This window comes from Streptomyces sp. NPDC057617 (assembly GCF_042800555.1).
Taxonomy (GTDB): domain Bacteria; phylum Actinomycetota; class Actinomycetes; order Streptomycetales; family Streptomycetaceae; genus Streptomyces.
Map to the genome: position 1 here is coordinate 177,409 of NZ_JBHVGV010000008.1, position 15,299 is coordinate 192,707.

14 protein-coding genes are annotated in these 15,299 nt (G+C 68.6%); 12 read left to right on the top strand and 2 right to left on the bottom strand.

What is annotated here, in order from left to right; genetic code table 11:
- The first annotated feature begins 102 nt into the window (after window positions 1-102).
- The 3 genes from ACFU9P_RS21005 (at window position 103) to ACFU9P_RS21015 (ending at window position 3,223) form a co-directional block, all read left to right on the top strand.
- Complete coding sequence (locus tag ACFU9P_RS21005; protein WP_376372999.1) at window positions 103-1,344, top strand: site-2 protease family protein; 1,242 nt, start codon at window positions 103-105, stop codon at window positions 1,342-1,344.
- Between the two features lie 205 nt (window positions 1,345-1,549).
- Window positions 1,550-2,446, top strand: coding sequence for a tRNA (adenine-N1)-methyltransferase (locus ACFU9P_RS21010; protein WP_376373002.1), 897 nt, complete (start codon window positions 1,550-1,552; stop codon window positions 2,444-2,446).
- A gap of 207 nt (window positions 2,447-2,653) precedes the next feature.
- Window positions 2,654-3,223 (top strand): hypothetical protein, encoded by a 570-nt coding sequence (locus ACFU9P_RS21015; RefSeq protein ID WP_384083010.1) that lies wholly within the window; start codon window positions 2,654-2,656, stop codon window positions 3,221-3,223.
- A gap of 126 nt (window positions 3,224-3,349) precedes the next feature.
- Here ACFU9P_RS21015 and ACFU9P_RS21020 read toward each other — a convergent pair whose 3' ends face one another.
- On the bottom strand, window positions 3,350-3,676 hold the full coding sequence (locus tag ACFU9P_RS21020; RefSeq protein WP_376373006.1) for a ferredoxin: 327 nt from the start codon (window positions 3,674-3,676) through the stop codon (window positions 3,350-3,352).
- A gap of 252 nt (window positions 3,677-3,928) precedes the next feature.
- On the opposite strand from ACFU9P_RS21020, the gene arc reads away from it, so the two are divergent.
- From arc to prcA, 5 genes are all read left to right on the top strand, one after another.
- Complete coding sequence (arc, locus tag ACFU9P_RS21025; RefSeq protein WP_376373009.1) at window positions 3,929-5,695, top strand: proteasome ATPase; 1,767 nt, start codon at window positions 3,929-3,931, stop codon at window positions 5,693-5,695.
- Between the two features lie 236 nt (window positions 5,696-5,931).
- Entirely contained in the window at window positions 5,932-7,443 is a 1,512-nt protein-coding gene (gene dop, locus ACFU9P_RS21030; RefSeq protein ID WP_384083014.1) for a depupylase/deamidase Dop, read from the top strand.
- Between the two features lie 134 nt (window positions 7,444-7,577).
- Entirely contained in the window at window positions 7,578-7,796 is a 219-nt protein-coding gene (locus ACFU9P_RS21035) for a ubiquitin-like protein Pup (protein ID WP_030754525.1), read from the top strand.
- 141 nt (window positions 7,797-7,937) lie between these two features.
- Window positions 7,938-8,783, top strand: coding sequence for a proteasome subunit beta (gene prcB / locus ACFU9P_RS21040; protein ID WP_376373016.1), 846 nt, complete (start codon window positions 7,938-7,940; stop codon window positions 8,781-8,783).
- 52 nt (window positions 8,784-8,835) lie between these two features.
- The gene (prcA, locus tag ACFU9P_RS21045) at window positions 8,836-9,663 is read left to right on the top strand and encodes a proteasome subunit alpha (RefSeq protein WP_376373019.1); all 828 of its coding nucleotides are present in this window, start codon (window positions 8,836-8,838) and stop codon (window positions 9,661-9,663) included.
- A 246-nt stretch (window positions 9,664-9,909) separates the two neighbouring features.
- On the opposite strand, the gene ACFU9P_RS21050 is transcribed toward prcA, so the two are convergent.
- On the bottom strand, window positions 9,910-10,929 hold the full coding sequence (locus ACFU9P_RS21050; protein WP_384083019.1) for a LacI family DNA-binding transcriptional regulator: 1,020 nt from the start codon (window positions 10,927-10,929) through the stop codon (window positions 9,910-9,912).
- Window positions 10,930-11,081: 152 nt separating this feature from the next.
- On the opposite strand from ACFU9P_RS21050, the gene ACFU9P_RS21055 reads away from it, so the two are divergent.
- The 4 genes from ACFU9P_RS21055 to ACFU9P_RS21070 all read left to right on the top strand — a co-directional run bounded on the left by ACFU9P_RS21055 (window position 11,082) and on the right by ACFU9P_RS21070 (window position 15,233).
- Window positions 11,082-12,377 carry an MFS transporter gene (locus ACFU9P_RS21055; protein WP_384083022.1) on the top strand — a complete coding sequence of 432 codons (1,296 nt, stop codon included), beginning with the start codon at window positions 11,082-11,084 and terminating at the stop codon, window positions 12,375-12,377.
- 9 nt (window positions 12,378-12,386) lie between these two features.
- Window positions 12,387-13,748: a Pup--protein ligase gene (gene pafA, locus ACFU9P_RS21060; protein WP_046498809.1), complete on the top strand. Its 1,362-nt coding sequence runs from the start codon at window positions 12,387-12,389 to the stop codon at window positions 13,746-13,748.
- Window positions 13,749-13,879: 131 nt separating this feature from the next.
- On the top strand, window positions 13,880-14,815 hold the full coding sequence (locus tag ACFU9P_RS21065; RefSeq protein ID WP_376373029.1) for an FKBP-type peptidyl-prolyl cis-trans isomerase: 936 nt from the start codon (window positions 13,880-13,882) through the stop codon (window positions 14,813-14,815).
- 43 nt (window positions 14,816-14,858) lie between these two features.
- The gene (locus ACFU9P_RS21070; RefSeq protein ID WP_046498814.1) at window positions 14,859-15,233 is read left to right on the top strand and encodes an FKBP-type peptidyl-prolyl cis-trans isomerase; all 375 of its coding nucleotides are present in this window, start codon (window positions 14,859-14,861) and stop codon (window positions 15,231-15,233) included.
- The last annotated feature ends 66 nt before the right edge of the window (window positions 15,234-15,299 follow it).

Below are 15,299 nucleotides of genomic sequence, written 5' to 3' on the forward strand. Positions count from 1 at the left end.
CCCACCCAGCCGAATACCATCGACTACGGAGCCTCTCGCACTGGCATGATCGAGCGGGCGACGCTGCCGCGAACGAGACGCTGGCGCGAACGAAGGGAACCCGTGAAAGAGGACGACGAGAGCGGCGAGAGCAAGCGGCCGCAGCCCGGCGACGGGGACACGGGCTCCGACGGGCAGCCGGTGAAGCGGGAGGACCCGGGCGGCGGCATCCTCATGGGGCGCCCCTTCGGGGTGCCCGTCTATGTCGCCCCGAGCTGGTTCCTGGTGGCCGCGCTGATCACCTGGATCTTCGGCGGTCAGCTCGAACGCGTCCTGCCGGACCTGGGCGGACTGCGCTACCTGGTCTCCCTGTTCTTCGCGGTCGCCTTCTACGCCTCCGTACTCGTCCATGAACTCGCCCATACGGTCGCCGCGCTGCGCTACAAACTGCCGGTGCGCCGTATCCAGCTCCAGTTCTTCGGCGGAGTCTCCGAGATCGAGAAGGAATCCGAGACACCGGGCCGTGAATTCGTGCTGGCCTTCGTGGGACCTCTGCTCTCCCTGATCCTCGCGGGTCTCTTCTACCTCGGCCTGCTGGTCGTCGAGGCCGGTACGGTCCCCGGGGTCCTGCTCGCCGGGCTGATGGTCTCCAATCTGATCGTCGCCGTCTTCAACCTGCTGCCCGGCCTCCCGCTGGACGGCGGCCGGATGCTGCGCGCGGTCGTCTGGAAGATCACCGGCAAGCCCATGAGCGGCACCGTCGCCGCCGCCTGGGTCGGCCGCGGCCTCGCCGTCGCGGTCCTCATCGGCCTTCCGCTGCTCACCCAGACCGGAGCGCTCGGCACATCCGCGTCGCAGGTCAGCGGCATGGAGACGGTCACCGACGCGCTGCTCGCGGCCATCCTCGCCGCGATCATCTGGACCGGCGCGGGCAACAGCCTGCGAATGGCCAGGCTCCGCGAACACCTCCCCGAACTCCAGGCGCGCGCTCTCACCCGCCGTGCGGTGCCCGTCGAGTCGAGCACCCCGCTGTCCGAGGCGCTGCGCCGCGCCAACGAGGCGGGCGCCCGCGCACTGGTCATCGTCGACGGCCATGGCGATCCGACCGCCCTGGTACGGGAGTCGGCGATCGTCGGAGTCCCGCAGCACCGCCGCCCCTGGGTCGCGGTGAGCGGGCTCGCGCAGGACCTCACGGAGGGCATGAAGGTCCCCGCGGAACTGGCGGGCGAGGCCCTCCTGGACCGCCTCAGGGCCAATCCGGCGACGGAGTACCTGGTGCTGGAGGAGTCCGGCGCGATCTACGGAGTCCTCTCGACGGCCGACGTCGAGCGGGCCTTCGTATCCGCGATGGCCCGCCCTCAGTAGCTTCCCGGCTCCCGCACGGCCGCCGGCGAGTGAGCCGAAGGGCGCCGGCCGCTGTCGAAAGGGAGGCAGTGCTCGATATGCGGCTCCGCCGCGCGGGCGCAGGGCAGCGAGGTACGAGCGGACCGAGCACGGTCGACCGTCGACAGGGGCTTGAGACGCCCGGAGGCGAACCGAGCCCCTGAAAACAGGCACTAAGGTGGAAGGCATGTCCGAACCGACCGGTGCCGCCCGCCGACGCGGGCCCTTCAAGGTCGGGGACCAGGTCCAGCTCACCGACCCCAAGGGACGCCACTACACGTTCACGCTCGAAGCCGGGAAGAACTTCCACACCCACAAAGGGTCCTTCCCGCACGACGAGCTGATCGGTGCTCCCGAGGGCAGTGTTGTCCGTACCACGGGAAACGTCGCCTACCTCGCGCTGCGCCCCCTGCTCCCCGACTATGTCCTGTCCATGCCCCGCGGCGCCGCCGTGGTCTACCCGAAGGACGCCGGCCAGATCCTGGCCTTCGCCGATATCTTCCCCGGCGCGCGCGTCGTCGAGGCAGGTGTGGGCTCCGGCTCGCTCAGCAGCTTCCTGCTGCGTGTCATCGGCGACCAGGGCATGCTGCACTCCTACGAGCGCCGCCAGGACTTCGCCGAGATCGCCCAGCAGAACGTGGAGCGCTACTTCGGCGAACCCCACCCGGCCTGGCAGCTCACCGTGGGTGACCTTCAGGACAACCTGTCGGACACGGATGTCGACCGCGTGATTCTGGACATGCTCGCCCCCTGGGAGTGCATCGAGGCCGTCTCCAAGGCCCTCGTCCCCGGCGGCATCCTCTGCGCCTATGTCGCGACGACCACCCAGCTCGCCCGCACCGTCGAGACGATCCGGGAGTTCGGCACCTTCAACGAGCCGGCCGCCTGGGAGTCGATGATCCGCAACTGGCATGTCGAGGGCCTCGCCGTACGTCCCGACCACCGCATGATCGGCCACACCGGCTTCCTCGTGACCGCCCGCAGGCTCGCGGACGGTGTGGAGCCGCCCCTGCGCCGCCGTAGGCCCGCCAAGGGCGCGTACGGAGACGACTACGAGGGTCCGGGCAGCGGCTCCCGGAGCTGACCCGCCACCGAACCCTCAACTACGACAACACGGCCGCCCAGTTCCCCCACCGGAGAGGGGAACTGGGCGGCCGCGGCTTCGGGTTGGTCTTACGGACCCCACTGTTCCGCCTCCCTGTGACGTGTGGCACGATGCTGTCTCCCTCCCACCGTTGGCCACCTCCCACCGTTGGTCACTCGACGGCACCCCTCACAGGAGACACTCCGCGTGCAGATCTCCGACGTCCCGGACCTCGCGCACACCCGGCCCCACCCCATGCACTGGCTCGCGACGGCCACCGCGATGGCCGGTGTCGTGGCCCTGGCGGGCCTGTTGCAGCCCGGCCCCGCCACCGCCTCCCAGGACGGCTCCAAGCCCACGAAGGCCGCACCGGAGGCCGCCCCGCTGCCCGCACCCGATCCGGCCGCGGTGGACTACCCGCTGGCATGCGGGGGAGCGGACACCGTCGTGGCGCGCCAGGCATCCGGAGACATCGACGGGGACCGGAATCCCGAGACCGTGGCCGCGGTCCGCTGCGCCGCGGGCTCAGGAACCCCGCCCCAGGGCGTATACGTACTGACCAGAGGCGCGGACGGCAAACCGAGAATCGTGGCGACCCTGGTCGACCCCAAGGACAAGCGGAGCGTCGGTTCCGACTTCGCGATCCGTGACCGAGTGATTCTCGCCACTCTGCTCGGCTACTCCAGCCCCGATGTGCCGAGCTGCTGCCCCGACGAGGAAGAGCACGTCACCTGGCAGTGGCAGAACGCCGCCTTCGTCCGCGCCGTACAGCCCTGAGCGCGTACCGAGGCACGTACCGAACAGCCCCGAGCACGTACCGAGTAGCCCTGAGGACCTACGAGGGGCCCTGAGCGCGGAGTGCGCGACCGGTCGCAGCGGGTCGACCGGGGTCCGTGATACCGCTCACTGCGGTTCCGCGTCGGGCCCGTACACCTCTACGCTGTCCGAAACGCGACGTACGTGAATACAGTCCCCCGGGCACTCCCTGGCGGAGTCGACGACATCGCGCAGCAGTGTCAGCGGCACCGGTGTGGTGGCACCGGGGGACTGGAGCAGTTCGTCCCCGGGGCTCTTCACATAGGCGAGGCCGTCGATGTCCAGCTCGAAGACCTCGGGAGCATACTGGGCACAGATCCCGTCCCCGGTGCAGAGGTCCTGGTCGATCCAGACCTCAAGCGGCTCACCGGACTCGGTGACGCCTTCGGTGGGAGCCTGCTGCTGCACGGTCATCTCTCCTGCCGTTTGCCGCACCGGGCGATGCGTAGTGAAGTAAGTCGCGCAAGCCCTGACGGGTGTTGAACACTTCGACGATACAACCGGCAGCTTTCTGATGTTCCTGGGTGGGTATTCCCCTGGCGTGAGGGACAGCGCAAGGGTGAAGATCGGACACACCCCGCAGTCTTTGTGATCTAGGGGTTTCAATCATCACCCACCCAGGTAGGGTCAGGAAGCGTCCAGCTCCCCTTGGAGGAGGTGAGGACCGTGGCAGCCCACGACGACGACATCAACCGCGGCATCCGGCCGGGGCGGGGGTCTGAAGACCCAGCCGGCCAGGTTGCCTATCTCGAGCAGGAAATCGCCGTCCTGCGACGAAAGCTCGCCGACTCTCCGCGGCACACGAGGATTCTCGAAGAGCGGATCGTCGAGCTGCAGACGAACCTGGCGGGCGTGTCCGCGCAGAATGAGCGGCTCGCCAATACGCTGCGTGAGGCCCGCGACCAGATCGTGGCCCTCAAGGAAGAGGTCGACCGGCTCGCTCAGCCGCCGGCCGGTTTCGGCGTATTTCTGCAGGCCAACGAGGACGGCACCGCCGATATCTTCACCGGGGGCCGCAAGCTCCGGGTGAATGTCAGCCCCAGCGTCGAACTCGACCAGCTCAGGCGCGGCCAGGAAGTCATGCTCAACGAGGCCCTCAACGTGGTCGAGGCCATGGCGTACGAGCGCGCCGGGGACATCGTCACCCTCAAGGAAGTCCTTGAGGACGGCGAGCGCGCCCTGGTGATCGGGCACACCGACGAGGAACGGGTGGTGCGGCTCGCCGAGCCGCTGCTGGACATCACCATCCGCCCCGGCGACGCCCTTCTGCTCGAACCGCGCTCCGGCTACGTCTACGAAGTGGTCCCCAAGAGCGAGGTCGAGGAACTGGTCCTCGAAGAGGTCCCGGACGTCGACTACGACAAGATCGGCGGCCTCGGCGGCCAGATCGAGATGATCCGCGACGCGGTCGAGCTCCCGTATCTCCACCCCGACCTCTTCAAGGAGCACGAACTGCGGCCGCCGAAGGGCATCCTGCTCTACGGCCCGCCCGGCTGCGGCAAGACACTGATCGCCAAGGCCGTCGCCAACTCCCTTGCCAAGAAGGTCGCGGAAGTGACCGGCAGGCCCGCGGGAAAGAGCTACTTCCTCAACATCAAGGGTCCGGAGCTGCTGAACAAGTACGTCGGCGAGACCGAGCGGCACATCCGCCTGGTCTTCCAGCGTGCCCGTGAGAAGGCGAGCGAGGGCACCCCCGTCATCGTCTTCTTCGACGAGATGGAATCCCTCTTCCGCACCCGCGGATCCGGTGTCAGCTCGGACGTGGAGAACACCATCGTCCCGCAGCTCCTCGCCGAGATCGACGGTGTGGAGGGCCTGGAGAACGTCATCGTCATCGGCGCCTCCAACCGCGAGGACATGATCGACCCCGCGATCCTGCGCCCCGGCCGGCTCGATGTGAAGATCAAGATCGAGCGTCCGGACGCGGAGGCCGCGAAGGACATCTTCGCGAAGTACCTGACCGCCTCGCTCCCGCTGCACACGGACGACCTCTCCGAGCACAATGGATCCAAGGAGGCCGCCGCCCACGGAATGATCCAGTCCGTGGTCGAGCAGATGTACGCGGAGTCCGAGGAGAACCGCTTCCTCGAGGTCACGTACGCCAACGGCGACAAGGAAGTTCTCTATTTCAAGGACTTCAACTCCGGCGCGATGATCCAGAACATTGTCGACCGGGCCAAGAAGATGGCCATCAAGGCCTTCCTCGACCACAACCAGAAGGGCCTCCGGGTCTCCCATCTCCTCCAGGCTTGCGTGGACGAGTTCAAGGAGAACGAGGACCTGCCGAACACCACCAACCCGGACGACTGGGCCAGGATCTCCGGCAAGAAGGGCGAGCGGATCGTATTCATCCGTACGCTGGTCACCGGAAAGCAGGGCGCGGACACCGGTCGCTCCATCGACACGGTGGCGAACACCGGTCAGTACCTGTAAAAAGCAGCCCGGCTGCGGATGTCCGGAAGGGCGTCCGCAGCCGGTTGCTTTCCCCGCTCCTTCCACCACACCAGGCCAATGACGGAAATGATCTCCCCACCGGCGCGGAGGCGTTCTAGGCTCTTTCGTACCGCCGCGTGGCGGTACCCGGAGCCGGGGACCGCACACGTACTGAAGAAAGAGCGGTACTTGAGCGCCGCTTCCGGAGGGGAGCGCCGCCGGGCAAGGAGGGCCGCATGACCGTACGGCGAGTAATGGGCATCGAGACGGAGTACGGGATCTCCGTCCCGGGGCACCCGAACGCCAATGCCATGCTCACCTCGTCCCAGATCGTGAACGCCTACGCGGCGGCGATGCACCGGGCGCGCCGCGCCCGCTGGGACTTCGAGGAGGAGAACCCGCTGCGGGACGCCCGTGGCTTCGACCTCGCCCGCGAGACGGCCGATTCCAGCCAGCTCACCGACGAGGACATCGGCCTGGCCAATGTGATCCTCACGAACGGTGCGCGGCTGTACGTCGACCACGCCCACCCCGAGTACAGCTCCCCGGAGATCACCAACCCGCGTGACGCCGTCCTCTGGGACAAGGCGGGCGAGCGGATCATGGCGGAGGCCGCCGAGCGCGCGGCCCAGCTTCCCGGCGCCCAGCCGATCCACCTGTACAAGAACAACACCGACAACAAGGGCGCGTCGTACGGCACGCACGAGAACTACCTGATGAAGCGGGAGACCCCGTTCTCGGACATCGTGCGCCATCTGACGCCGTTCTTCGTCTCGCGGCAGGTCGTCACCGGCGCGGGCCGGGTCGGCATCGGCCAGGACGGGCACGAGCACGGCTTCCAGATCAGCCAGCGCGCGGACTACTTCGAGGTCGAGGTGGGGCTGGAGACGACCCTCAAGCGCCCCATCATCAACACCCGCGACGAACCGCACTCCGACGCCGAGAAGTACCGGCGACTGCATGTGATCATCGGTGACGCGAATCTGTCCGAGATCTCGACCTATCTCAAGCTCGGTACGACCGCGCTTGTGCTGTCGATGATCGAGGACGGCTTCATCAACGTCGATCTGGCCGTCGACCAGCCGGTCCGTACGCTCCACCAGGTCTCCCACGACCCCACGCTCGCCCGGCTGGTCACGCTCCGCAGCGGCCGCACACTCACCGCGGTCCAGCTCCAGATGGAGTACTACGAGCTGGCCAGGAAGTATGTCGAGGAGCGGTACGGATCCGACGCCGACGAGCAGACCAGGGACGTCCTTGGCCGGTGGGAGGACACGCTCAACCGGCTGGAGAACGATCCGATGAGCCTGTCCGGCGAGCTGGACTGGATCACCAAGCGGGAGATCCTGGAGGGCTACCGCCGCCGGGACAACGTCGACTGGGACGCGGCGCGGCTGCACCTCGTGGACCTCCAGTACGCCGACGTACGCCCCGAGAAGGGCCTGTACAACCGCCTGGCGGCCCGGGGCAGGATCAGCCTGCTGCTGGACGAGCAGGACGTCGAGCGGGCCAGGACGAAGCCTCCAGAGGACACCAGGGCGTACTTCCGCGGCCGGTGCCTGGAGCAGTACGCGGACGATGTGGCGGCGGCCTCGTGGGATTCGGTCATCTTCGATCTGCCCGGCCGTGACTCACTGCAACGAGTCCCCACGCTGGAGCCGCTGCGCGGCACGCGCAACCACGTCAAGGAGCTGCTCGACCGCTGCCGCACCGCCGAGGAACTGGTGCGGGTGCTGTCCGGCGGCTGAAACAGCGCCCGTCCGGGAATCATCGGGGTGGTACCCGGACGTTGTAGCAACTGCGGGGCCGATGTCGGACCCTGCTTGTAGGGTCTGATCTTGAAGGTCACATCGAGCGGGGCGAACCGAGCGGGGTGAGGGATATGGCGACCAAGGACACCGGCGGCGGCCAGCAGAAGGCGACGCGTTCCACGGAGGAGACCGAGGAGCAGGCCCAGGAGGCCCAGGCTTCCGAGGACCTCAAGGAGCGCCAGGAGAAACTGTCCGACGACGTGGACTCCGTCCTGGACGAGATCGACGACGTCCTCGAAGAGAACGCCGAGGACTTCGTGCGCTCCTTCGTGCAAAAGGGCGGCCAGTAAAGGCCGTTGTCCGTCCCGGGCGCCGGCGGAAGCCGGTGGCACCGGGACGGATGACCGGCGACGGCGCGGGTAAGGTCCGTGCACAGATCCAAGACAGGCCCGGCCCCAGCGGCGGGCCGCCGCCCATCCGGAAGGAAACGTGTGGAAGCCAACCCTCGTAGCACCGGGCGTCTGCCGGCAGCCTTCCTGACGCCCGGCTCGTCCTCGTTCATGGACTTCCTGGCCCATCACTCGCCGGACATGCTGCCGGGCAAGCGTTCGCTGCCGCCGTTGCAGGGTGCCATCGAGGCGCCGCACGGGACGACGATCGTCGCCGCGACCTTCGACGGCGGGGTGGTGCTCGCCGGCGACCGCCGGGCGACCATGGGGAACATGATCGCGCAGCGCGACATCGAGAAGGTCTTCCCGGCCGACGAGTACTCGGCCGTGGGCATCGCCGGCACCGCCGGGCTCGCCGTGGAGATGGTCAAGCTCTTCCAACTGGAGCTGGAGCACTTCGAGAAGGTCGAAGGCGCGCAGCTCTCCCTGGAGGGCAAGGCCAACCGGCTCTCCACGATGATCCGCAGCAATCTCGCCATGGCCATGCAGGGCCTGGCCGTCGTCCCGCTCTTCGCCGGCTGGGACGTCGACCGCGGGAAGGGACGTATCTTCTCGTACGACGTGACGGGCGGCCGCTCCGAGGAGCTGGGCTTCGCCTCCACCGGCTCCGGCTCGATCTTCGCCCGGGGAGCGATGAAGAAGCTCTACCGCGAGGACCTGACGGAGGAGCAGGCCACCACCCTGGTCGTCCAGGCGCTGTACGACGCCGCTGACGACGATTCGGCGACCGGCGGCCCCGATGTGGCCCGCCGTATCTATCCGATCGTCACGACCATCACGGACGAGGGCTTCCGGAAGCTGACGGACGAGGAATCCTCGGAGATCGCCCGCTCGATCCTGGAGCACCGGCTGCAGCTGCCCGACGGCCCGCGCGCCGCACTGCTCTGATGCCGTCCTCTTCTGAATAAACATGCCACTGACAGAAAGGGACGGATAGCCGGTGTCGACGCCGTTCTATGTCTCACCCCAGCAGGCCATGGCCGACCGGGCGGAGTACGCGCGCAAGGGCATCGCGCGTGGTCGCAGCCTCGTCGTGCTCCAGTACGCCGACGGCATCGTCTTCGTCGGCGAGAACCCGTCCCGCGCGCTGCACAAGTTCAGCGAGATCTACGACCGGATCGGCTTCGCGGCGGCCGGCAAGTACAACGAGTACGAGAATCTGCGCATCGGCGGTGTGCGCTACGCGGATCTGCGCGGATACACCTATGACCGGGACGATGTGACGGCCCGTGGTCTCGCCAACGTCTATGCCCAGACGCTGGGCACGATCTTCTCCAGCGCCGGCGAGAAGCCGTACGAGGTGGAGCTGGTCGTCGCCGAGGTGGGCGCGACACCGGACGGTGACCAGATCTACCGGCTGCCGCACGACGGATCGATCGTGGACGAGCACGGTTCGGTCGCGGTCGGTGGCAGCTCGGAGCAGATCAGCACGTATCTGGACCAGCGGCACCGGGAGGGTATGTCGCTGGCGGAGGCGCTGAAGCTGGCCGTGCAGGCGCTGTCCAGGGATACGAACGGCGGTGAGCGGGAGATCCCCGCGGAGCGGCTGGAAGTGGCGGTCCTGGACCGTACGCGACCGCAGAAGCGCAAGTTCAAGCGGATCGTGGGGCGTCAGCTCTCGCGGCTGCTGGAAGCGGACGGTGCCGCGTCGACGCCGACGGACGCGCCCTCGGACACGGAGGAGCCGGACGCCACGGACTCCGCCGACTCGGGTTCGGCGGAAGCGCCCGCCACGGATACCGAGAAGCCCGACAGCACCGAGAAGTAGCCCGCCGGTTCTTCGGCTGTGCCCCGGTCCGCACGCGCGGACCGGGGCACAGCCATTTCCGGGAGGCCCCCGTTGGACCGCGTTTCGCTGTTCTGGGGGGGAGGTGTGGTTGGAGAACACCCCCACAAAGAAAAAAAAGAACCAAAAAACAAGAGGGGGGGCCCCTTTTTTTTTTTGTTTTTCCCCCCGCCCGAAACGGGAGACTGGGCCCACAGCCGTGTCCGGGAGGCCCTCGGCGGACCGCGCTCAGCGGTCCTGGGGCGGCGGTGCGGTCGAGGCGCGGACCACCAAGGAGACCGGGAGGTCGCCGGAGTCCGGGCGGCGGCCGTCCAGGACCGCCAGCAGGGCGGACATCCCGCGTTCGCCGACCCGCTCGGCCGGCAGGCTCACCGTGGTCAGCTCCGGCTCGATCGCCGTCGCCAGCGCCAGATCGTCGAAGCCGGTGACGGAGATGTCCTCGGGCACCCGCAGACCCAGCCGCCGTACCGCCTTGCAGGCTCCCGCGGCCAGGATGTCGTCGTCGCAGACCAGTGCGGTGGGCCGGGGGCCCGGGGCGCTCAGGGCGCGCTCGGTGGCCTCGCGCCCGGCGCCCACGTCCAGGGGCGCGGAGACCGTCCGTACGACCGCGCCGGGCACGTTCCGTACCGCCTCGGCCAGGGCCGTGGCCCGTATGTCGAAGGTCCAGGAGGAGACCGCGGAGGCGAGATGGAGCAGACGCCGGTGGCCGAGGGCGAGCAGATGGTCCGTGACCTGCCGGATGCCGTCGGCGATGTCGAGATTCACCCGCGCGGCGGCGCCGGGCGCCTCCGGGTCGCTGTCGAGCATCACCAGCGGCAGATCGGCGCCGCGTATCGCGTCCAGGGCCTGCGTCGCCATGGAGGAGGCGATCACCCCGTCCAGCGCGGCCCGCGCCGAGGCGAAGGGGTCCCTGGCGGGGCCCACCCCGGCGGGGGAGGGGTAGAGGACCACCCCGAAGCCGTGCTCCGCGGCGACCTCGGCGGCGCCGGTGTAGACGCGGGCGAAGAACTCGTTGGTGAGCGCGGGTACGACCAGCAGCGCGGTCCTGGTCGTACCGAGACGGAGGCTGCGGGCCGCGAGGTTGGGCCGGTAGCCGAGGGCGTGCGCGGCGTCCCGTACGAGCCCGGCGGTGCGCTCCGAGACCCTGCCGCGCCATTTGTCACCGAGGACGAGCGAGACCGTGGCCTGGGACACCCCGGCGGCCCGGGCCACATCCCTGCTGGTGGGCCTGGCGGGCTGCTCTGTCATCGCTGCTGTTCTCCGTAAGTACTCGGGCCCTTTGGTCCGGCCGTTCCCGTCCGCCGCGGTGGCAGTGGACCGGCGGACTGGCCACATGGTACGTATGACGCCGACGTTATACGTAAAACCCCGGCGGGTCCGGGGGAGAGAGGGGGCGGGCCATGGCCACCGGCTACGGGGACATCCTCAAGGCGCCGCACGCCGCGCGGCTGCTCACCGGGACGCTGGTGGGCCGGCTGCCGAACGCCACGGGTCCCATCGCCATCGTGATGCTCGTCCGCGCCGGTGACGGCAGCTACAGCCTCGCGGGCGCGCTCGCGGCGGTGTACGGGGTCGCCAACGCGATCGGACAGCCGCTGCTCGGCCGGGCCGTGGACCTGTACGGCCAGCCCCGGGTGCAGCTTCCCGCCGCTGTCGTCTCCGCCCTGGGCGCCGTGCTCCTCGTCGTCGCCGGGACCGGTTCGACCCTGCTCGCCTACGCCGCCGTGGCCGTCTCGGGTCTGTTCACACCGCCGCTGGAGGGCGGGCTGCGAGCGCTGTGGCCGAATGTCCTGGGCGGTGAGGAACGGGTGCACCGGGCCTACGCCATGGACGCGGTCGCCCAGGAGATCATGTTCACGATCGGCCCGCTGCTCGTCACCCTGTTCGTCGCGCTCTGGTCCCCGGCCGCCGCGCTGCTCGTCATCAACGCGATCGGGGTCCTCGGCGCGCTCTCCGTGGTGGTCTCCGCGCCGTCGCGCGCCTGGCGCTCGGCGCCTCGCGAGGCGCACTGGCTGGGCGCCCTGCGCTCACCGGGCCTGCTGGCCCTGCTGGGCTCGTTCCTCTTCGTCGGAATAGCCCTCGGCTCGATCACCGTCGCGGGTGTCGCGTACGCCGACGACCAGGGCCGTGAGTCCGTCTACGGCTGGCTGATGGCGGCGCTGGGGCTGGGCGCGCTGATCGGCGGCTCGGTGTACGGGGCCAGGCAGTGGGCGTCCGCCCCCGAGCGCCGTCTCCGTACGATCGTCGCCCTGCTGGCCCTCTGCTACCTGCCGCTGACGCTCACCCCGGGGGTGCCCGCGATGACCGTACTGGCCGCGGTCTCCGGGATCTTCCTGGCGCCCGCGATCGCCTGCGCCTTCATCGTCGTCGACCGGCACGCGCCGCGCGGCACCGTCACCGAGGCGTTCTCCTGGCTCGTCACCACGATCGGGGTCGGTTCCGCGCTCGGTACGGCCGCCGCGGGCCCGGCCGTGGAGCTGGGCGGCACCTCCGCGAGCTTCGCGGTCGCGGGCGCCGGCGGGATCGCCGCGCTGCTGGTCCTGCTGGCCACCCAGCGGGTCCTCGCGGCCCCCGGCGGCGGGCGCGGGAAGGTGTCCGGCGGTGGTCCCGGAGATGTCGCGAGTGCCACCATCCGGACGGAAAATGATCCGGGCGGAGCGGCCGAACCCGGTTTCAGCTCTGGTCATCAGGCGTAATGTTCAGACATGGACCGCCGCATTTTCGGGCTGGAGAACGAGTACGGCGTCACGTGCACGTTCAGGGGACAGCGCCGACTGTCACCTGACGAAGTGGCGCGCTACCTCTTCCGCCGTGTTGTCTCATGGGGCCGCAGCAGCAATGTCTTCCTGCGGAACGGCGCCCGTCTCTACCTCGATGTGGGGTCGCATCCGGAATACGCAACTCCCGAATGCGACAACGTGACCGAGCTGGTCACCCACGACAAGGCGGGCGAGCGCATTCTCGAAGGCCTGCTCGTCGACGCCGAACGCCGCCTGCACGAGGAGGGAATCGCGGGCGACGTCTATCTCTTCAAGAACAACACCGACTCGGCGGGAAACTCCTACGGCTGCCACGAGAACTATCTCGTCGCCCGCCACGGAGAGTTCTCCCGGCTCGCGGACATCCTCATCCCCTTCCTCGTCACCAGGCAGCTCCTCTGCGGCGCCGGCAAGGTGCTCCAGACCCCTCGGGGCGCGGTCTACTGCGTCAGCCAGCGTGCCGAGCACATCTGGGAGGGCGTCAGCTCCGCGACGACCCGTTCCCGTCCGATCATCAACACCAGGGACGAGCCGCACGCGGACGCGGAGCGGTACCGCAGGCTCCATGTCATCGTCGGCGACTCGAACATGTCCGAGACGACGATGCTGCTGAAGGTCGGCGCCACCGATCTGGTGCTGCGCATGATCGAGGCGGGCACGGTGATGCGCGATCTCACCCTGGAGAACCCGATCCGGGCGATCCGCGAGGTCAGCCATGACCTCACAGGCCAGCGCAAGGTGCGGCTGGCCAGCGGCCGGGAGGCCTCCGCGCTGGAGGTCCAGCGGGAGTACTACGAGAAGGCCGTGGACTTCGTGGAGCGCCGGGGCATCCGCACCGGCACGGTCGACCAGGTCCTGGAGCTGTGGGGCCGTACGCTCGACGCGATCGAGGCGGAGGATCTCGACCGTATCGCCACCGAGATCGACTGGGTGATGAAGTACCAGCTCATCGAGCGGTACCGGGCCAAGCACAATATGACCATGTCGCATCCGCGGGTCGCCCAGATAGACCTCGCCTACCACGACATCCACCGCCGTCGCGGGCTCTACTACCTGCTGGAGAAGCGCGGCCAGGCGGCGCGGATCTGCAACGACCTGAAGATCTTCGAGGGCAAGTCGGTGCCCCCGCAGACCACCAGGGCGCGGCTGCGCGGCGATTTCATCCGCCGGGCCCAGGAACAGCGCCGGGACTTCACCGTCGACTGGGTCCATCTCAAGCTCAACGACCAGGCACAGCGCACGGTGCTCTGCAAGGACCCGTTCCGTTCCGTGGACGACCGCGTGGAGAAGCTGATCGCCGGCATGTAGCCGACGGCCGGCCGGTACGTGACACACATCGCCGCCCAATGCGACCCGGGCCCTGTACGTACGCGTACAGGGCCCGTGGCACGCCCTAGAGTGTCGTGCAACTACCGTGCCGTCTGAGATCTGAGGAATTCGTGCGCCGACTTGCCGGCCTGATCGTCGTCCCCTTGCTGCTGTTGTCGACAGCGGCGTGCGGCGACGACAAGGGCTCCGACTCCGCCCCGTCCAAGAACGGACTTCCCGCGATCACCGCGGGCACCAAGTTCGGTGAGAAGCCGACCCTCGCCAAGGGCGAGGGCACGCCGCCCAAGGCGCTCAAGGTCGACGTCATCAGCAAGGGTGATGGCCCCGCGGTCAAGAAGGGGGACGCGATCCAGGTCAATTACCTGGGCCAGAGCTGGGACTCCGAGAAGCCCTTCGACAACAGCTTCGACCGCAAGCAGCCCTTCGATCTGACCGTCGGCGCCGGCATGGTCATCAAGGGCTGGGACCAGGGCCTGGAGGGCCAGAAGGTCGGCAGCCGTGTCGAGCTGGGCATTCCGCCGGAGCTGGGGTACGGGGCCCAGGGCCAGGGCGAGATCAAGCCCAACGCCACCCTGGTCTTCGTCGTCGACATCCTCAAGGCCACCCAGGTCCCGGTCTCCGCCAAGGGCACCGTCGTCGCGCAGGACAACATCTCGCTGCCCAAGGTCGGGACGAACGACGACGGCAAGGAGCCGACCGTCACGATCCCCAAGACCGACCCGCCCAAGAAGCTGGTCTCCAGCTATGTGCTGGAGAGCGACGGCGAGGTCGTGAAGGACTCGGACACGGTCGTGCTGAACTACGCGGCGTATCTGTGGAAGGACAGCAAGCAGTTCGACAGCACGTACAAGACGGGCCGCACCACCACCTTCCCGCTGCCCCAACTGACCCTCAAGGGCCTGAAGTCGGGCATCGTCGGCAAGAAGGTGGGCAGCAGGATCCTGATCGTGATCCCGCCGGACCAGGCCTTCGGCGACCAGGAGCAGCAGGGCATCCCCAAGAACTCCACGCTGGTGTTCGCCGTGGACATCCTGGCGAAGGTGTAAGACTGTCCCGGTTGCCCCGTTCATCATTTAGAGGAGCAGTTCAGTGAGCATCGAGAAGCCCGAGATCGACTTCCCGGGTGGCGAGCCGCCGGCCGATCTGGAGATCAAGGACATCACGGAGGGCGACGGCCCGGTGGCCAAGGCCGGCGACACCGTCTCCGTCCACTACGTGGGTGTGGCTTTCTCCACCGGCGAGGAGTTCGACGCGTCCTGGAACCGCGGTACGCCGCTCCAGTTCCAGCTCGGCGCCGGTCAGGTCATCGCCGGCTGGGACCAGGGCGTCCAGGGCATGAAGGTCGGCGGGCGCCGTCAGCTCACCATCCCCGCGCACCTCGCGTACGGAGAGCGCGGCGCCGGCGGCGGCCGTATCGCCCCGGGCGAGACGCTGATCTTCGTCTGCGACCTGGTCTCCGTCTGAGCCGTCCGGCTCCCGCAGGTCCGTCGAGGACTTCAGGGCCGAGGGCCCGTGCCGTTCGCACGGGCC